The 17,456-nt window shown below is 71.1% G+C and carries 22 protein-coding genes; 6 read left to right on the top strand and 16 right to left on the bottom strand.

Annotation, left to right across the window (positions count from 1 at the left end; translation table 11 throughout):
* Positions 1 to 187, top strand: a 187-nt coding sequence (locus EEY80_RS20210; RefSeq protein WP_205749152.1) for a hypothetical protein, incomplete at its 5' end; no start/stop codon positions are given.
* A 401-nt stretch (positions 188 to 588) separates the two neighbouring features.
* Here EEY80_RS20210 and EEY80_RS17985 read toward each other — a convergent pair.
* The 9 genes from EEY80_RS17985 to EEY80_RS17945 form a co-directional block, all read right to left on the bottom strand.
* Positions 589 to 1,218 carry a flagellar basal body-associated FliL family protein gene (locus EEY80_RS17985; RefSeq protein WP_126978945.1) on the bottom strand — a complete coding sequence of 210 codons (630 nt, stop codon included), beginning with the start codon at positions 1,216 to 1,218 and terminating at the stop codon, positions 589 to 591.
* Positions 1,219 to 1,223: 5 nt separating this feature from the next.
* Entirely contained in the window at positions 1,224 to 1,937 is a 714-nt protein-coding gene (gene flgH, locus EEY80_RS17980; RefSeq protein WP_126978951.1) for a flagellar basal body L-ring protein FlgH, read from the bottom strand.
* Between the two features lie 139 nt (positions 1,938 to 2,076).
* Positions 2,077 to 2,526 (bottom strand): flagellar basal body P-ring formation chaperone FlgA, encoded by a 450-nt coding sequence (gene flgA / locus EEY80_RS17975; RefSeq protein WP_126978943.1) that lies wholly within the window; start codon positions 2,524 to 2,526, stop codon positions 2,077 to 2,079.
* Positions 2,526 to 3,311 (bottom strand): flagellar basal-body rod protein FlgG, encoded by a 786-nt coding sequence (gene flgG, locus EEY80_RS17970; protein ID WP_126978941.1) that lies wholly within the window; start codon positions 3,309 to 3,311, stop codon positions 2,526 to 2,528. The genes flgA and flgG overlap by 1 nt, the downstream gene beginning before the upstream one ends.
* Before the next feature lie 3 nt (positions 3,312 to 3,314).
* Positions 3,315 to 4,028: a flagellar hook-basal body complex protein gene (locus EEY80_RS17965; RefSeq protein WP_126978939.1), complete on the bottom strand. Its 714-nt coding sequence runs from the start codon at positions 4,026 to 4,028 to the stop codon at positions 3,315 to 3,317.
* Positions 4,029 to 4,295, bottom strand: a complete 267-nt coding sequence (locus EEY80_RS17960) for a flagellar biosynthetic protein FliQ (protein ID WP_126978937.1) — start codon at positions 4,293 to 4,295, stop codon at positions 4,029 to 4,031. It lies immediately after the preceding gene.
* 148 nt (positions 4,296 to 4,443) lie between these two features.
* Positions 4,444 to 4,767, bottom strand: a complete 324-nt coding sequence (gene fliE, locus EEY80_RS17955; RefSeq protein ID WP_126978935.1) for a flagellar hook-basal body complex protein FliE — start codon at positions 4,765 to 4,767, stop codon at positions 4,444 to 4,446.
* A gap of 52 nt (positions 4,768 to 4,819) precedes the next feature.
* On the bottom strand, positions 4,820 to 5,212 hold the full coding sequence (flgC, locus tag EEY80_RS17950; RefSeq protein WP_126978933.1) for a flagellar basal body rod protein FlgC: 393 nt from the start codon (positions 5,210 to 5,212) through the stop codon (positions 4,820 to 4,822).
* 8 nt (positions 5,213 to 5,220) lie between these two features.
* A complete protein-coding gene (locus tag EEY80_RS17945; RefSeq protein WP_126978931.1) occupies positions 5,221 to 5,607 on the bottom strand; it encodes a FlgB family protein in 387 nt (128 codons plus the stop codon).
* Positions 5,608 to 5,695: 88 nt separating this feature from the next.
* On the opposite strand from EEY80_RS17945, the gene EEY80_RS17940 reads away from it, so the two are divergent.
* Positions 5,696 to 7,039, top strand: a complete 1,344-nt coding sequence (locus tag EEY80_RS17940) for a FliI/YscN family ATPase (RefSeq protein ID WP_126978929.1) — start codon at positions 5,696 to 5,698, stop codon at positions 7,037 to 7,039.
* On the opposite strand, the gene EEY80_RS17935 is transcribed toward EEY80_RS17940, so the two are convergent.
* The 6 genes from EEY80_RS17935 to EEY80_RS17910 form a co-directional block, all read right to left on the bottom strand.
* Complete coding sequence (locus EEY80_RS17935; RefSeq protein WP_126978927.1) at positions 7,030 to 7,875, bottom strand: DUF1217 domain-containing protein; 846 nt, start codon at positions 7,873 to 7,875, stop codon at positions 7,030 to 7,032. The two genes, EEY80_RS17940 and EEY80_RS17935, sit on opposite strands and share 10 nt — an antisense overlap.
* Positions 7,872 to 8,276: a flagellar biosynthesis repressor FlbT gene (gene flbT / locus EEY80_RS17930; protein ID WP_126978925.1), complete on the bottom strand. Its 405-nt coding sequence runs from the start codon at positions 8,274 to 8,276 to the stop codon at positions 7,872 to 7,874. The genes EEY80_RS17935 and flbT overlap by 4 nt, the downstream gene beginning before the upstream one ends.
* Positions 8,273 to 8,725 carry a flagellar biosynthesis regulator FlaF gene (gene flaF, locus EEY80_RS17925; protein ID WP_126978923.1) on the bottom strand — a complete coding sequence of 151 codons (453 nt, stop codon included), beginning with the start codon at positions 8,723 to 8,725 and terminating at the stop codon, positions 8,273 to 8,275. The genes flbT and flaF overlap by 4 nt, the downstream gene beginning before the upstream one ends.
* Before the next feature lie 92 nt (positions 8,726 to 8,817).
* Positions 8,818 to 10,056, bottom strand: a complete 1,239-nt coding sequence (locus tag EEY80_RS17920) for a flagellin (protein ID WP_126978921.1) — start codon at positions 10,054 to 10,056, stop codon at positions 8,818 to 8,820.
* 201 nt (positions 10,057 to 10,257) lie between these two features.
* Positions 10,258 to 10,605 carry a hypothetical protein gene (locus EEY80_RS17915; protein WP_126978919.1) on the bottom strand — a complete coding sequence of 116 codons (348 nt, stop codon included), beginning with the start codon at positions 10,603 to 10,605 and terminating at the stop codon, positions 10,258 to 10,260.
* Positions 10,602 to 10,895 (bottom strand): rod-binding protein, encoded by a 294-nt coding sequence (locus EEY80_RS17910; protein ID WP_126978917.1) that lies wholly within the window; start codon positions 10,893 to 10,895, stop codon positions 10,602 to 10,604. The genes EEY80_RS17915 and EEY80_RS17910 overlap by 4 nt, the downstream gene beginning before the upstream one ends.
* Before the next feature lie 1,671 nt (positions 10,896 to 12,566).
* Between EEY80_RS17910 and fliK the strand changes: the two genes are divergently transcribed.
* A complete protein-coding gene (gene fliK / locus EEY80_RS20530) occupies positions 12,567 to 13,082 on the top strand; it encodes a flagellar hook-length control protein FliK (protein ID WP_164738308.1) in 516 nt (171 codons plus the stop codon).
* 24 nt (positions 13,083 to 13,106) lie between these two features.
* Positions 13,107 to 13,802 (top strand): flagellar hook capping FlgD N-terminal domain-containing protein, encoded by a 696-nt coding sequence (locus EEY80_RS17900; protein ID WP_126978913.1) that lies wholly within the window; start codon positions 13,107 to 13,109, stop codon positions 13,800 to 13,802.
* A gap of 45 nt (positions 13,803 to 13,847) precedes the next feature.
* On the opposite strand, the gene metC is transcribed toward EEY80_RS17900, so the two are convergent.
* On the bottom strand, positions 13,848 to 15,014 hold the full coding sequence (metC, locus tag EEY80_RS17895) for a cystathionine beta-lyase (RefSeq protein ID WP_126978911.1): 1,167 nt from the start codon (positions 15,012 to 15,014) through the stop codon (positions 13,848 to 13,850).
* 118 nt (positions 15,015 to 15,132) lie between these two features.
* Between metC and EEY80_RS17890 the strand changes: the two genes are divergently transcribed.
* Both EEY80_RS17890 and EEY80_RS17885 read left to right on the top strand, forming a co-directional pair.
* Positions 15,133 to 16,173 (top strand): amino acid ABC transporter substrate-binding protein, encoded by a 1,041-nt coding sequence (locus EEY80_RS17890; RefSeq protein ID WP_126978909.1) that lies wholly within the window; start codon positions 15,133 to 15,135, stop codon positions 16,171 to 16,173.
* A gap of 86 nt (positions 16,174 to 16,259) precedes the next feature.
* The gene (locus EEY80_RS17885) at positions 16,260 to 17,456 is read left to right on the top strand and encodes an amino acid ABC transporter permease (protein WP_126978907.1); all 1,197 of its coding nucleotides are present in this window, start codon (positions 16,260 to 16,262) and stop codon (positions 17,454 to 17,456) included.

Raw genomic sequence — 17,456 nt, 5'->3', positions numbered from 1 at the left:
CTGGCTTCAGGCGCGGCGCCGGGCCGCGGCCGCGGGGCTGGCGGAGGCGCTCGCGGCGGAAGAGCGGGCGGCGGCGGCGGCACGGCAGGCCTTCGGCCGGGCGCAGGCGCTGGCGGAACTGTCCCGGCAGGACCATCGGGCGCGGCGGCACGGGCTGGCGCGGGAGGCGGAGGCACGGCTGGAGTAGGACCGCGACCGGCGGGTGGCGCCGGCGCGGCGGCGGGTCGCCCGGCCGGACCTATCATCGCGCCCGCGGATCATCGCGCCGCACCGGACCCCGAAGGACCGGCCGGACGTCGAGGCCGCAGCAGGCGGATGGACGGTTCGGCCTGGCTCGCAGCGGCGTCCTCACGATGCCCGCGCCTCCGGCCGGCCGGGTCATCCCGAGGCTCGACAGCTTCGGTGCCGGGGGCCCTCGGGACAGGTCCGCCGCCTCGGTCCCGCGGCCGGCGTCTCCGGTCTTGCCGCAGGCCGTCGCCCGGCTATCGGACAGAGCGCGCAACGGGCCGGTCGCAGCCCGACCGGACCGGCGGTCCGACCCTGCCGGGGCAGGCGCGACGGCGGGGGCCGCTTGCCGGGGCCCGCGCCTCAGCCGTCCTGCCGGGCGAGGTCGGTGATCAGGACGTCCCGCACCGCTTCGCCCAGATCCTGCCGCGCCGCGGCCAGCAGCGACCGGCGCAGGACCACGAGATTCGCGGCGTCGGTAAAGGCGCCGCGGAAGCCGCCGGCATTGGCATGTTCGAACAGAACCTGCAGGAAGGCATCGCGCAGTTTCGGTTCCCGCTCATAGGCCGCGGCGCCCGTTCCCTCCGCCATTTCGAGGGTCAGCGACAGGATCACCATCGCCGCGATCCGGCCGTCCTCGACGACCGGGATCACGAACTGGTTGCCGAGCTTGACGAATTCGGTGCCGCCCTCCGCCGCGCCATGGCCCGTCCCGTGACCGTTCCCATGGGCATTCCCGTCCTGGGCGGCCCCCGCATGGCCCGATGCGGTAGTGGCAGCGGCGGTGGGCGCCCCATGGCCGCTGTCCGGTGCCGGAGGGGCGGCCGCATCCGCCGCGCCATGGGTCATTTCACCGCCCGCATTGGCCCCGCCCGCGCCCGTCGCTTCGGGCCCGGCGCCTTCGGGCGCCGCGGCGGGAACCATCAGCCCGGCGCCGATGCCGGCGCCGAGACCCGCAAGCCCGAGGATCGCCGGCAGGATCAGCTTGCGCATCGCGGTCACATCGGCAGCAGGATGTCGGCGACCTGCTGTCCATAGCGCGGTTGCTGCACATCGGTGATCTGGCCGCGCCCGCCGTAGGAGATGCGGGCGCCGGCGATCTTGTCATAGCCGATCTCGTTCTGGCGGGTGATGTCCTCGGGCCGCACGAAGCCCGCCACCAGCAGTTCGCGGATCTCGTTGTTCACCCGCACCTCCTGGCTGCCTTGGATCCGCAGCACGCCGTTCGGCATCCGGTCGGTGATCGTCGCGGCGACGCGCAGGGTCAGCCGTTCCTGCCGGCTGACGGAGCCCTCGCCCTCGAAGCTGGAGCTGCTGTCGGCATCGACGGCCTCGGCCAAGCTCGACCCCTCGTAGAGAAGTTCGGCATCGGCCCGCTGCGGCAGGCCGAAGAAGCCGGGAATGCCCATGTTTTCCGAGGCCTGGCGGCTGCGGCCGGTGGAGTTGGAAATCTGCGCCTGGTCGTCGATCTCGATCACGACGGTCAGGATGTCGCCGCGGCGCATCGCCCGGCGGTCGCCGAGCAGGGATTCTCGGTTGCCCGACCACAGCGAGGCCTGCCCCGCCGGCAGCCAGGGGCTGTTGGTGGCGGGCAGCACCTCGCCCGACATGGCGTAGAATTCCTCGCCGCCCTCCACCGGGGTGAAATCGGGCGTCCGGCCCACCTCCTGCAGCCGGCCGCAGGCGGCCAGCGCCGCCAGCGCCAGCAGGATCGCGCCGCGGGCGAGCGGACGGGGCGGGCGGGCGCGCGCGGGAGGGGCGGGGGCGGGGCGGCAGGCGGGGCGGTACGGGGCGCTGCGGCGGGCACGCGGGAAGGGGCAGGCGGTCAAGATGGCCTCCGGGTCTGGGATGTCAGGGCGCGGTCGCGACCAGAAGCGTGCCGTCTGGCGCGACGGTGCCGGTCACGGTGACGCGGGATTGGGCGTTGAGCGCGCTCAGGCTGTCGCCGGCGCGGCCGCGGCCGAGCGCGCGGCCTTCGGTGCGGAGGGTGAGGCCGCCGCTGCGCCAGACCAGCGTCACCCGCTGGTTGCGTTCGACCAGCGCCGGCGGCGCCAGCTCGGCGGGCCGCAGCGGCCGGCCGGCATAGATCGCCTGCGTCGTCTCCTGCCCGATCGCGGCGGCCGGATCGGTCAGGAACGGGCCCCCTGCGCGCGGGGCGGGCGCGCGGGTAAGATCCGTCTCCTCCAGCACATGGGCCGCGGGCAGGTTGCGCGCGGCGACCAGCACCTCCTCGGCGGTTCCGGCCCGGCCCGAGAGGATCAGCAGCAGCAGTCCGAGGGTCAGGAGCAGCGTTTCGCGCATCAGCTGGCCTCCGTGGTCGCAGCCAGCATCCGGTCGGCGGCGGAAATGACCTTGGCGTTCAGCTCGTAGCCGCGCTGCGCCTCGATCAGTTCGGTAATCTCCCGCACCGCATCGACGGAGCTTTGTTCGAGATAGCCCTGCCGCAGCGTGCCCAGTCCCTCCTCACCCGGGGCACCGACGAAGGCCGGACCCGAGGCGGTGGTCTCGAGGAACAGGTTGGAGCCGATTGCCTCCAGCCCCTTCTCGTTGCTGAAGCCCGCGAGGGTGATCTGGCCCAGAAGTTCAGGCTCCACCGTTTCGGTGAAATAGGCATAGACCTCTCCGGCCGCGGTGATGGCGAGCGTCACCGCATCCTCGGGGATGGTGAGGCCGGGTTGCAGCTGATAGCCGTCGGAGGTGACGACGGCCCCGTCGGCCGAACGTTTCAGCCCGCCATCGCGCGTATAGGCAGAGGTGCCGGAGGGCAGCGCCACCTCCAGATAGCCCGCGCCTTCGATCGCGAGGTCGAGATCGCCCCCCGTCTGCGACAACGCGCCCTGCGCCATGTCGACAGAGACGGCGGCGGGCCGGACCCCCAGCCCCAGCTGCACCCCGGCGGGCAGTTCGGTGCCGTCGGCGGCGGTGATGCTGCCGGGCCGGGAGGCCTGCTGATAGTGCAGGTCCGCGAATTCGGCGCGGCGGGCATTGTAGCCGGTGGTCGACATGTTGGCGAGGTTGTTCGAAATCACCTCGACGCGCATCTGCTGGGCACTCATGCCGGTGGCGGCGATCTGCAAGGCTCGCATGGTCTATTCCATCATTGTGCTGATCGTGTCGCGGATCCGCCGGTCCTCGCCGTCGAGCAGGCTTTGCCCGAGTTCATAGGCGCGGCCGACCTCGATCATCCGCGCGGTCTCGATGATCGGGTCGACATTCGACGACTCCAGAAATCCCTGCAGGATGGTAGCCCCCTCCTGCGGCTGGATTGCGCCCTCGGCGGAGAAGAGCGTTCCGGCGCGGTGGCGCAGGTCGCCCGGCTGGGCCGGCTGCCACAGGCCGATGCGGCCGATCGGCCGGCCCTCGACCGACAGCGTCCCGTCCGGGGCAAGATGCGGCCGCTGGCCCGCCGGCACGAAGACCGGCCCGCCCGCCTCGTCGAGCAGGCGATGCCCCTCCGCCGTGGCCAGTTCACCGGCCGCGTTCGGCGTGAAGCGGCCCGCCCGCGTCAGCGCCGGCCCCTCGGACGTTTCGACCTGGAAGAAGCCCTCGCCCTCGATGGCGAAGTCATAGGCGGCATCCGTCTGCGTCAGCGCGCCCTGCGTCAGGTCGATCCCCCGTCCATGGGCATGGGCGATGGAGAGCGAGGGCGCGCCGCTGCCGGCGGCGCTGACATGTTCGGCGAAGATCACCGCCTCGCGCCGGAAGCCGGTGGTGCCGGCATTGGCGATGTTGTTCGCCACGCCCTGCAATTCGCGCATCAGCCCCGATTGCCGGGCGAGCGCCACATAGACGGCACTGTCCATCTACACCCCCGCGATCAGGGCCAGCAGCCGGTCGCGGAAGAACGCCGTCAGGCTGTCCGACATGAAGGACATCGAGACCCAGAAGACGGCGAGCATCAGCCCGATCTTGGGGACGAAGGTCAGGGTCATCTCCTGCACCGAGGTCAGCGCCTGGAACAGGCCGACCGTCAGGCCCGCCGCCAGCGCGACGGCGAGGAGCGGCGCGGCGAGGACCAGGGCCACGCGCAACGCCTCACGCAGCGTGTCGAAGAACAGCGCCTCGGTCATGGTCGGCCCCCCGCGCTGCAGGGTTGGCCGGGCGCGGCCAGGTCGGGCAGCGGCCGGTTCGACGTGCGCCGGTTCGACAAGCGGCGGTCGGGCAGGGGCCGGCCGGGCAATGGCCGCGGGGGGCCGGGCATCCGGTGCGGGGCCATGGTCACACCGGCATCCTCAGGATTTCCTGATAGGCCTCGACCACCTTGTTGCGCAGCGTCACGGCGGTTTCGACCGCAAGCTCCGTCTGGGCCAGCGCCTGCACCAGCGCATGCGGGTCGGCGCGGCCTGCCATCGCGGCCAGCGCCGTGTCCTCGCCATGCCGCAGGGTGGCGGCGAAATCCTGGGCCATCCCGGCCAGCGACCCGGCCGGCGAGGGCGCCTCGGCAGACAGGCCGGCGGCCGGGACCTCGGCCATCTGCGTCGTCGCGGTCAGCGGCCGGGCAGTGGCATAGCCTTGGGCGGCGAGCATCGTCTTGGCATCCATTCTGGATCTCCTTGCTTGCGGGCGCGGTCAGGCCGCGCGCATGGGGCATCGGTCAGCGGCGCAGCAGGTCCAGCAGCGCTGCCGACATGTCACGGGTCTGGTCGAACATGCGCAGGTTGGCCTCGTAGCTGCGCTGGGCCTCGCGGGCATCGGCGATCTCGATGACCAGATCGACATTCGACCCGTCGTGATAGCCCTCGGCATCGGCCAGCGGGTGGGCGGGGTCGTAGACCCGTTCCAGCGGCGCGGGATCGAGCGTCACCTCGCCTGCCACCACCCGTCCCGTGGGCCGGCCGGCCTGCATCTCGGGCTCGAAGCTCACGGTCTTGCGCCGGTAGCCGGGGGTGTCGGCATTGGCGATGTTCTCGGTCAGGTGCTGCAGGCGCTGCGACTGGGCGGCCATGCCGCTGGCGGCGAGGGCGAGCGTATCGGTGAAGCCGGCCATCGCGCGCCTCACCCCTTGCCGAGCGCGCTGCGCAGCAGCGTCAGCGAGGCGCGGTAGATCGCCAGTGCCTGATCGTGCTGCCGCCTGGCATCGACGGCGGCGGCCATCTCGACCTCGATCGCCACGGTGTTGCCATTGGGCGCCGCCGCGGTGCCGCGATCCTCGGCCGGGAAGGCGGGACCCCGGGCCTCGTCGGGCTGCATGAGGTGACCCGCGCGGGTCGCCGTCAGCGTCTGGTCCGGCCGGTCGAGGCTGTCGGCGAAGGGGGCGAGGTCGCGGGCGCGGTAGCCGGGCGTGTCGGCATTGGCGATATTGGCGGCAATGGCCTGCTGGCGGGCCGCGGCATGGACGGCCATCCCCTGCGCCATCCGCAGGACTTCGGGTTGCTGGAACATCGGGGCTTCTCCTCCAATGCGTTCAACCTCGGCTTAACCGCGACTCATTTAGAAAACCTTTCGGGAACAGAGAGGGATCGAAGCGGAAATGGAGCGATTGGCAGCCTTGTGCGACGGCGTCGCGGCGGTACGGGCGGTGCATGCGATCGGCCGGGTCGTCGCGGTCGGGCGCGGCACCCTGACCGTCGCGGGGATCGAGACCGTGGCGGCGGTGGGCGATCTTTTGCACATCCGGTCGGCCCGCCCTTCCGAGGGCGAGGTGATCGGGCTTTCGCCACAGGGCTCCACGGCGCTGGTGGCGGGCAGCCTCGAGGGGATCGCGCTCGGCGACCGGGTGGATCTGGCGGGGCCGCCGCTGCTCTATCCCTGCCGCGGCTGGCTCGGGCGGATCGTCAGCGCGCGGGGGCTGCCGCTGGACGGGCGTCCGCTGCCGCGCGGCGCGGCCGGCCTGCCGCTCGACCGGCCGCCGCCGCCCGCCGCGCTGCGCCGCCGGCTGGGGGACCGGCTGCCCACGGGCCTCGCGGCCTTCGACAGCCTGCTGCCGCTGGTCCGCGGGCAGCGGATCGGCCTGTTCGCCGGGTCGGGCGTCGGCAAGTCGACGCTGCTGGGGCAGCTGGCGCGGGGCGTCGCCGCGGATGTGGTGGTGGTGGCGCTGATCGGCGAGCGGGGGCGCGAGCTGCGCGATTTCGTCGAGGATGTGCTGGGTCCCGACCGGCTGTCGCGGTCGGTGGTGGTGGCCGCCACCTCGGATGAATCGCCGCTGCTGCGGCGGCGCTGCGCGCTGGCGGCGATGACCGTCGCCGAATGGTTCCGCGATGAGGGCGCGCAGGTGCTGTTCCTCGCCGACAGCGTCACCCGCTTTGCCGAGGCGCATCGCGAGGTGGCGCTGGCCGGGGGCGAGGTGGCGAGCCTGCGGGGGCATCCGCCCTCGGTCGCGCAGCGGATCATGGCGCTGGCGGAACGGGCGGGGCCGGGCGCCGCGGCCGGCGGCGACATCACCGGCATATTTTCGGTGCTGGTCGCTGCGGCGGACATGGACGAGCCGGTGGCCGACATCCTGCGCGGCACGCTCGACGGGCATGTCGTGCTGGACCGCGCGATTGCCGAACGCGGCAGGTTTCCGGCGATCGACCTGCTGCGGTCGGTGTCGCGCGCCTTGCCTCAGGCCGCGACGGCGGCGGAGAATGGCGCCATCGGCCGGGCGCGGCAGCTGCTCGGCGCCTATGAGAGGGCCGAGATGGCGATCCGGGCCGGGTTGCACCTGCCGGGCGCGGACCCGCTGGTCGATGCCGCGATCCGGGTCTGGCCGGCGCTCGATGCCTTTCTGGGCGAGCCGGCGGCGGGCATCGACGCGGCGTTCGAGCGGCTCCGGGCCTGCCTCGCCCCCGCGCAGGGGATCGATCGGCCCGGCGGGGCGGAAGGTCAGGCGTAGAGCAGGCCGAGGATTGTGCCGGCGCTGCCGCCGCTCCCCAACAGGGTCAGCGCGGCGCTGGCCCCGGATGTGGCGGTCGCGGTTCCCGCGATCTCGGCCCGGGCGAGGTAGGTCCGGATCAGCCGGTCGAGCCGTTCCGGATCGGCCAGCACCGCCAGATCGTCGCTGCCGAGGACCGGGCCGGCGCGATCCTTCATCACCGCCAGCTGCTGGTCGAGGTCGAGCCCGCCGAAACTGTCGGAGGGCAGGCCGAAGGCGGTTTCGAACAGGCTGCGCAGCGGGGCGGATCCCAGCACCCGGAACCATTTCGTATCGGCGCTCGCATCCTCGGCGGCCAGTTCGGGCAAGGCGCGCTGCGCGTTCAGCGCCAGCCGCAGCCCGGGATCGGCCTCCCCCACCGCCACCTCGAACTGCCGTTCCAGATAGGCGGCGGTGATCTCGTCCGGAAAACCGGACAGGACCGTGCGCGGCGTCGCGAAATCGCCGAAGCCGAAGGCCGAGGACAGCTCCAGATAACTCTTGTCCGACAGCCGGTTCGCCAGCGCCTTTTCGTCGAGCGTGCCCTCGTCGAGGACCGTCTCGATGAAATGGCGGTTGCCGATGTCGTCCTGCAGCCCGAAGGCGCCGAGCGCCACGGTCAGAAGCCGCCGGTCCGCCACCAGATCGGCCGCCGTCCGCGCCGTGGCGATCTGGTCGCGGAAATGCGCCACGTCCCGGGCCACCGTCGGCTGGCCGGCAAAGGCGGTCTTCTGTGCCTCCATCGTCCGGTTCAGGTAGGTCCAACCGGCAAAGCCGCCCGCGGGCAGGACCACGGAATAGGTTCCGCCGAGGATCATGGGCGCATCGCGGCCATCAGCCGCTCCTCCCGGGGCAAAAGGCTGCGCAGTGCCTTGAGCGCCTGATAGGGCTGTTCCTCGATCACGGCGGCGGTGGCGGCCGTCAGATGCGCGCGGCTGTCGGGATCGGTCAGCACCTGGCTGAGCTGCTCGATCCCGCGCAACAGCTGCATCCGGGCCGCGGCGGGTTCCGCATCGCCCGACAGCACCAGCTGCGCCACATAGCAGACGCGGCGGACCGGGGTCGTCACCTCCTCGGGATGGATCGCGTCGCGCAGGCGCAGGATATGGGCGTTCGGCGTCATGATGGCCAGGCGCGAGCGGCGTTCGCCATTCTCGATGACGGCGCCGTTGATCAGCACCCGTTCATGCGGGCCGAGCTTGAGGACGAGCCCGCTCATCGGGCCGCCCCGCCGGGCGCGGCTGCGGGAAGCGCCGGGTCGCCCGCCCCGGGATCCGCGACGGGATCCTCCCCGGCATCCGCCACGGTGCCGCGCAGCCCGCCCATCACCGCGGTGTTCACGTCGACCAGAACCTCGGCACTGGCCTCGCCCGCCAGCACCTTCGACGAATGCGACAGGGTGAACTGCGCGAGGTACAGAAGCCGCGCCCGCAGCGTCGCCGGCAGGCCATTATCCGGCCGGGCAAGGTCGGCGGCCAGCGTCGTCCACAGGCGGCGGTTGTCGTGAAGCGCGCGCGCTAGGGCCGAAAACCCCGGCCGGCCCTGCTGATGCGCGGACCGGAGCCGCTGGGTGATCCGGGCGAAGAGGTCGTATTCCACGCTGCGCGGGGTGCGCAGCGGCGAAGCCGGGCTGCCATAGGCCGACTGCGCCAGATGAATGGCGTTCACGTTTGGTCCTTCCGCAGACTGGGATTTCGTTCATGACGCGGCGGCCGGAACGGCCGTCAGCGCGGGGGCGGGTGGCCCGCCCCCGGCCGGCGTCACTGGAACAGCGCGAGGATGTTCTGCGGCTGCTGGTTGGCGATCGACAGCGCCTGGATGCCCAGCTGTTGCTGGGTCTGCAGGGCCTGCAGGCGCGCCGAGGCTTCCTCCATGTCGGCATCGACGAGCGAGCCGATGCCCGACTTCATCGCGTCGGTCAGCTTCGAAACGAAATCGGCCTGGGTCTCGATCCGACCTTCGACCGAACCGAAGGCCGAGGCGGCGGCGGTGGCGGTGTCGATCAGCGTCTCGATCGTGGACAGCGCGGCGGTCGCGCCGGCTTCAGTCGAGACGTCGATCGAGGCGAGGGCGCCGAGCCCGCCCGAGTCCGCGTTGGTGTACTGGCCGCTGACGGTCAGGTCGACGGTTCCGTCGTTGGTGAAGCTCAGCGTGCCGGGCGTGCCGCTGTCGTAAGAGACGCTGAGCCCGTCGATGTCGAGCGCGTCGATGGCGTTCTTCAGGCCGAGCGCGATGACATCGGGGATCGAGCTGTCGGGCGAACTGTCGCCATCCGCATCCAGCACGTCATCTTCGGTCAGGGTGTAGGATACCGACTCGCCGCCGATCTGCAGGGTGATCTTGTCCCCGGCCGCCCAGGCGTTGGTGCCGTCCTGCAGCTCGATCGTGTCGGTGCCGCCGGCGGCGTCGAGGCTGAGCACGAAGGTGTCGGCCGCGTTCGAGATGGTGCCATTGGTCGAGGAGGCGAAGACGTCGTTCGCCGTATAGTCGCCGGTCGACAGGTTTTGCGCGCCGACGGTGATGGTGGAGGCGCTGACATCGCCGCTGCTGTCGCGGTCCAGCGACGACAGGATCGTGGCACCCGACGCCGAGCCGTCCACGAGGTTCAGCCCGTTGAACTGAGCGGCCGAGATCACGGATTCGATCTGGTCGATCAGCGCCTCGACATCCGTCTGCAGCGTGGCGCGGTCGACATTCTCTTCCTGCCCCGCGACGATCGTCTTCTTCATCTCGGTCAGCAGGTCGGTGATCGACTCGGCCGCCTGGCGCGCCACGGCGACGGTGGATTCGCCGAGCGCGAGGCTGTCCGAGATTGCCTGGAACCCGGCGACATCCGATTCCATCACCTTCGAGATCGACCAGACCGCTGCGTTGTCCTTGGCGCTGGCGACGGTCTTGCCGGTGGAGATTTCCGACTGGGTCTTTTCGAGATCGGAATTGATGGCCTTCAGGGTCTGCAGCGCGACCATCGCGCCGTTGTTCGTGAGGATGCTCGACATGGGGTCGTCCTTGATGGGCGGCGCTTTGCGCCGGGTTGCACGGGCCGCGACACGCGGCGATTGTGCCATTCTGACCAAGGCGCGCAGGTTGCGCGCCGCCCCGTTCCGGGATGCAGGTCCGACCATCGGCCCCAAGTTCTAAGCCTTCGCTAAGCGCGGCGGCGCTTTGCGCCGGATTTGACGCAAATGCCGGCTGCCGGTTCAGGTCCGGACCAGGGTGCCGCCGTTCCGCCCGATCTCCGCCGGCCGGCCGAAGGCGTCGTAGGCCTGCAGGCTGTCGCCCGCGCGGCGGATCGACTGCACTCGGCGCAGGGCGCCGCGCAGCCCCTTCAGCACCGCCCCGAGCCGGCGGCGGTTGCTTTCCGCCCGCGCGCGCAGGGTGCGGAGCGATGCCGGGTCCGCCGCGGGCAGCGCCCGGTCGATCTGCGCAAGCACGGCCTCCGCCTCGGGGGCGAGCGCGGCGAGGCGGCGCAGGTCACGGGCGGCCAGCGCGCCCTCCTCCATCTCGATGAGGGCGCGCAGGCGTTCGATCGTCTCGAGTTCCGTCATGGGTCAGCCTTTGTCACGTTGGTGTGGGTCTTGAGGGCGTTGAAGATCGACTCGGCCAGCCCGATGCCGCCGTGCCGGACCAGCGCCCGGGCCTGTTCGTCGCGCCAGAGCGAGGCGAACTGCGCCTCGCCCGATCCGCCGCCCAGCATGTCGCGCGCGGCGCCGAAACCGGCGGCGCCCAGAATCTCGGACAGGAAGACGGCTTCCAGCGCCTCGGCGGCGGCGCGCAGCCTGCGGTCCGCATCCGGGGGCGGAAGGGAGGGGGGCGGGGCAACGGGCAGGGGAGTCATGGTCCGATCCTTCGAAGTTTCGCGATCCTGTCCTGCCGGCGGTAAAGATCGGGTAACCGTGGCTCGGCAATCTGGCCCCCGAATGCGAGAGGTCCGATGCGGATGCCCCCTGATCCCTGCCCCTGCCTGCCCCCGATCGCGCCGCCACAGCTCGCGGCACCCGGCCTTCCGTCATTCGCGGCGCCGGGCGCCGCCGCGGGCGGTCCGGTTCCGGTGGGGGAGTTCGCGCGCGCCGTCTGGGCGGCGTCGGGCCTTGTGCCGGCCGGGGGGGCGGTCGCAATGCGAGGCGACGCGCCTGCTGTGGGCGCGCCTCCGGCCCTCCTGCTGTCGGCGCCGATGGTCCCGGCTGGCCCGGCGGCCGATCCGAGCGTTCCGGTGCCGGCCGGACCCGCTGTTCCGGCTGCCGCAACCTCGGCGCCCCCTCCTGCGGCGAAGGGCGCCTTGGCAGCACCGGCTCCGGACGCGGCGTCGCTGTGGTCCGCGGCCGGGACGAGACAGGATGCGCCGGCCCCTCCCGCAGCGCCAGACCGAGGCGCGGAGGCCCCACCCGCGCCGGACGGCGGCGCGGAAGCGGGACCTTTCCGGCCGGAGCGTCTGGAGGACGACCCGGCGCCGCCACCGGCGGTCACGCCATGGAACATCGTGGTGCCGATGCGCGCTGCACCCGCCGCAACTGGCGTGGAGGCCGGGCCTCGCGCGGACCGGACCGTTATGGCAGCGGCGCGGGGGGCGGCATATGCTGCCGCGTCGGACCCATCGGCTGGGACGCGCCCTGTCCGGTCGTCGCCGGTCCCGGCCTCCGCCCGAGATGGTCAGCCGGTTGGACCAGAGGTTCCGGCGGGCGCCGGGATGTCTTCGGGCGTTTCGCAGCAGGAGGGATCGGGCCAGGAGTCAGGCGCGCCACTCAAGGTGGCGCGCGGCGCAATGGCGGTCCCGGACCGCTTCGAGGCGAACATGACGCCCCGTTCGCCGCAGGCTGCCCGTGATGCCGCGCCGGTGCCCGCCCGGGCCGCCAAGCCGCCGCAGGCGATGCATGACCCTGCGGCGGCTTCGGACCCGACCGAGCCTTTGCTGGTGCGGGGGGGCGATCGCACGGCCGGCGGCCTCCCGGCGACGGAGAAGGTTCGCTCGGTCCAGCTGGCCACAGGGTCCAAGGGTCATTCCATCGCCCCGCCGGCGCCGGTGAAGGTGGGGCCGGCCATGGTCGAGGTGCCGTCACCGAACGCGGCGCCGGCGGATGCACAGGCCGCGGATGTGCGTCCGGTCGCTGCGCCCGGGCAAGTCTTAGCCGGACCGCCGCGGGAGACGGCGACCGGCATCGGAGACCCGGCCCGGGCGGCAGCCATCGTGGCATTGGCCGATGTCGCGGCCGCCCGTCGCGACCCCATATCGACCGCGCCGATGCCGTCGCTGTCGGCAGTCGACAGCCTCTGGCCCTTGGCTCAGCAAAGCGCGCCTTCGGCCGCGGCCTTTGTCACAGTGGCTTCGCTCGAACATGCCGGGGCCGCGCCGCCCGACCATGCTCCGCCGATCCAGCCCGCTGCCGTTCCGGCGGCGCGCGGCGAGCCGGCAGAGGCGACTCCAGGTCCGCCCCGGACCGAGGCGCCCGCGGCCGGCGGCACAGCCCTGACCGCGCCGCCGTCCGCGCCGGCCGACTTGCAAGGGGCCGACATGCAGCGGGCCGACATGCAGCCGGCGAAGATCGCAGCCGCCCCCGGCACTGACCCGCCGCGCCCTGCCGCCGCGCCGCCGCCCGCTCCATTTGCCGCGCTTCCGGCCGCGCCGGACGAACCGGCAGTGCTGCGGCAGGTGGCGGACCATCTTGCGACCGGCCCGGACCGACCCGTCGAACTGACCCTCGCCCCCGAGGAACTGGGCCGGCTGAGGCTGACGCTGACGCCGGTCGACGGGGGGATGACGCTCTCCGTCGCCGCCGAACGGCCGGAGACGCTGGATCTTTTGCGACGCAACATCGACGGGCTCGCGCGCGAACTTCAGTCGCTGGGTTATGCGGAACTGTCCTTCAGCTTCGCGCAGGACCAGCGCCATCCGCGCGATCCGCCGGCGGGGCCGCTGCCCCGAACGGCGCCCGACGGCCCGGGCGTCCGGCCCGGGACAGCCGCGACCCCGCCCGCCACCGCCGCCATGGACCGCCCGGCCGGATCGGCGCTCGACCTGCGGCTGTGATGCCGCCCCAAGACAGGAGCCCACATGCCCGTTACCGATTTCGCCGGCAGCACGACATCTGGTGCCGCATCGTCGACAGGCGCGGCCACGACGGCGGCGTCCTCGACCGCGGCGACGCTGATCGACAGCGACTTTCAAACCTTTCTGCAGCTGCTGACGGAACAGCTGAAGAACCAGGACCCCACCAATCCCGTCGATTCGACCGATTTCGCCGAACAGCTTGCGACCTTTTCCGGGGTCGAGCAGCAGGTGCAGACCAACGCGCTGCTGGAACAGCTGGTGGCTTCTGCCAGCCGGTCTGACGTCGCCGATCTGGCCGGCTGGGTGGGGATGGAGGTGCAGACGACGCAACCGGTCTGGTTCGACGGCAGCACCGCGATCACCCTCGACCTGGCGCCCGAGGCGGGTGCAACCTCGGCGGTGCTGGCCGTGCAGGACGGCGCGGGCCGGACCGTCGCCGAACTGCCGGTGCCCGCCGCCAGCGGCCAGACGGTCTGGGCCGGGGCCGACGGCACGGGCGGAACGCTGGCGCCGGGGACCTACAGCTTTGCGCTGGTCAGCCATGACGGCGACAGCGTGATCGGTACCGCGGCGGTCCCGGCCTATGCCACGGTGCAAGAGGCGCAGATCCGGGACGGCGCGGTGACGCTGGTGCTGGAAGGCGGGGCAGGGATCGCGGCGGACAGCGTAACCGCCCTTCGCACGCCGACGGACGGATAGGCCGCGGCACCGGATGCCTGCGCCGCCGCGACAGCCGCGGGCGGGTCAGGCGACCAGGCGGTCGAAACCCTGGCGCAGGTCGTCGATCAGGTCTTCGGGGTTCTCGAGGCCGACATGTATCCGCACCGTCTGGCCGCCGGGGTTCCATTCGGTCGCGGTGCGATAGGCCGCGGGGTTCGACGGCACCAGCAGGCTTTCGAACCCGCCCCAACTCGATCCCATGCCGAACAGGCGCAGCCCGTCGAACATGCGGCCCAGGGCCGGCCGGTCGGTCCGGGTCATCACGAAGCCGAACAGGCCCGAGGCGCCCGAAAAGTGGCGCTGCCACTGCGCGTAGCCGGGGTCGCCCGGCAGGGCCGGATGGATCACCCGCCGCACCTCGGGCTGCTGCAGCAACCAGTTCGCCACGCTCAGGCCGCTGGCGTGATGCTGTGCCATGCGGATGGGCAGCGTGCGCAGCCCGCGCAGGGCGAGGAACGCATCGTCGCCGCCGATGCAGAGCCCGAAGCGCAGATAGGTTTCGCGCAGCCGGTCATACTGGTCCGCGCGGCAGGCGATGGTCCCCAGCATCAGGTCGGAATGGCCCGAGATGTATTTGGTGCCGGCCTGAACCGAGATGTCGGCACCCTGCGAAATGGGCTGGCAGAAATACCCGCCGCTCCATGTGTTGTCGATCGCCGTCGCCACGCCACGCCGCCGGGCCACTTCGGTGATCGCGGTGACGTCCTGCACCTCGAAGGTCTGGGATCCCGGCGATTCCATCCAGATCAGGCGGGTCTCGGGCCGGATCAGCGCCTCGATCCCGGCGCCGATGCAGGGGTCGTAATAGGTCGTCTCGACGCCGAACTTGCGCAGCATGGTGTCGCAGAACTTGCGGGCCGGGCCATAGGCGCTGTCCGACATCAGCAGATGCGCGCCCGGTTCGGCAAAGCTCATCAGCACCACGCTGATCGCGCTGACGCCCGAGGGGGCGACCAGCGCATGATCGGCCTGTTCCAGCTCGCAGACCGCATTTTCCAGCGCATGCGTGGTCGGGGTGCCCCGGCGGGCATAGCGCAGCCGGGCGCTCTCCTTCGCCTCCAGCGCGGCCAGATCGGGAAAGAGGATGGTCGAGGCCCGGTACACCGGCGTGTTCACGGCGCCAGAGTGGTCGGCCGGACGGCGCCCGGCATGGGTCAATCTCGTTTCGAGCCCCAGAGTCTGCGTCTTCATTCCCGGCTTCCTTGCTGGACCAGTTTGCTGTTGCATTTATATAAGAACATATGTATACAATAGTTCATCGGGCGTCAACCGGATGGTTGGACAAGCCTCAGAACAGGGAGAAACAGCAATGAACGCGATCAAACTGGCCGGTCTTGGCGCAGCGGCAACGCTGATGCTGGGCGTGGCGGGAGCGCCGGAGGCGCGGGCGGATTCCGGCGATACGCTGGCGGCGGTGAAGGCGCGGGGCGAACTGCTCTGCGGCGTGCACCCGGCGCGCCACGGTTTTGCCGCGCCGGACAGCCAGGGCAACTGGAGCGGTTTCGAGGTGGATTACTGCCGCGCCATCGCTGCCGCCGTCTTCGGCGATGCCTCGAAGGTGCGCTTCGTCGCGCTGTCGTCCCAGCAGCGCTTTCCGGCGATCCAGTCGGGCGAGGTGGATGTGCTGGCCCGCAACGTTACCGCGACGCTGGGCCGCGACACGGCCCTGGGCCTGAACTTCGCGCCGCCGATCTTCTACACCGGCACGGGCTTTCTGGTCCGCAAGGCCGACGGCATCGAAAAGATCGAGGATCTCGACGGCGCGGCAATCTGCATGGCCCCCGGGTCGACCACCGAACGCAATGTCGCCCAGGTCTTCGCTGCCCGCGGGCTGACCTATACCCCCGTGGTGATCGAGAACAACAAGCAGCTGGTCGATGCCTATGTCACCGGCCGCTGCGACGCGTTGACCAAGGACAAGGCGGCGCTGCCCGGCGTGGCGGCGTTCGATACCGAGACGCCCGACGACCACATGATCCTGTCCGGCATCTACTCGAAAGAGCCGCTGGCCATGGCGGTGCGGCAGGGTGACGATCAGTGGTACGATCTGGTCAAATGGGTGACCTACGCCACCTTCAACGCCGAGGAGCTGGGGGTCTCGCAGGCGAATGTCGAAGAGATGATGTCGTCGGAAGATCCGGACATCCAGACCCTGCTGGGCGTCATCGGCGACAATGGCAGCAAGCTGGGCGTCGACAACGACTGGGTCCATGCCATCGTCGAACAGGTCGGGAACTACGAGGACATCTACACCCGGCATTTCGGACCCGAGAGCCCCGTGGCGCTGGAGCGCGGCCAGAATACCCTGTGGACCGACGGCGGCCTGCTGTACGGCTTCCCGATGCACTGACGCCTGTCGGTCCCGTCCACTTCCTTCGCGCCGCCTGCAGGGCGGTGCGGAGCGCATGCTGCCTTCGTCATTGCCGGGAACGACTCATGACAGATGCTACCCCGGGCCGCCTCGGGAAACCGCCGACGCGCCGCCCGAAGGACCTTCTCTACAGCGAAAGCTTCCGCACCGCCCTCTATCAGGTCGCGCTGGCGGCCGGTGTCGTGCTGCTGGGCCTCTACCTGTACCAAAATGTCGTCGAGAACCTCGGCCGCCAGAACATCGCCACCGGTTTCGGATTTCTGGACGAGGTCTCCCAGTTCGAGATCGGCGAGCGGCTGATCGACTATTCCTCGCGCGACAGCTATGGCCGGGCGCTGCTGGTCGGGCTGATGAACACGCTGTCCGTCTCGGCCGCGGGGATCGTCGTGGCGACGGTCATCGGCTTTGCCGTGGGCATCATGCGGGTATCCACCAACTGGCTGCTGCAGCGGATCGCCCTGACCTATGTCGAGATCGTCCGCAACATCCCGGTGATCCTTCAGGTGATCTTCTGGGCGGCGGTGATCCGCAACCTGCCCGCGCCCCGTCAGGCGCTGGATCTGTGGGGCCTTGGCTTCCTGTCCAACCGGGGCCTGACCTTCCTGCTGCCGGCGGCGCATCCGGCGCATGTCTGGATGCTGGCGGCCTTTGCCGCCGGGATCGCGGCGGCCAGCGTGGCCGCGCGGATGGCCCGGCGCCACCGCGAGGCGACGGGGCGCTATGTCGACATGCTCTGGCCCTGCATCGGCCTGATCCTCGGGCCGCCCGTGCTGGTCTGGCTGGGCTTCGGCGCGCCGCATGAGCTGAGTTTTCCCGAACGCCAGGGCTTCAACTTCACCGGCGGCGCCACGATCAGCCCCGAATTCGTGGCACTGATGGCGGGGATCGCGCTCTACTCCTCGGGCTTCATCGCCGAGATCGTGCGCGCCGGCATCCAGGCGACGCCCCGGGGCCAGGTCGAAGCGGCCCGGTCCATCGCGCTGCGCCCGCGGTTCATCCTGCGCTATGTGGTGCTGCCGCAGGCGCTGCGGGTGATCGTGCCGCCGCTGACCAGCCAGTATGTCAGCCTGATCAAGAACAGCTCGATCGCCGTGGTGATCGGTTATCCGGACCTGGTGAACATCGGCAACACGGTGATGAACCAGACCGGACAGGCGGTCGAGGCGATTGCGGTGATGATGACGGTCTTTCTGGCCATCAGTCTGGTCACATCGCTGGCGATGAATTTCTACAACCGCCTCGTCGCGATCAAGGAGCGCTGA

It is taken from the genome of Frigidibacter oleivorans (genome assembly GCF_003993775.1).
GTDB classification, from domain to species: domain Bacteria; phylum Pseudomonadota; class Alphaproteobacteria; order Rhodobacterales; family Rhodobacteraceae; genus Frigidibacter; species Frigidibacter oleivorans.
The sequence above is the reverse complement of the archived record's forward strand: the minus strand, read 5'-3'. Positions and strand labels throughout refer to the sequence as shown.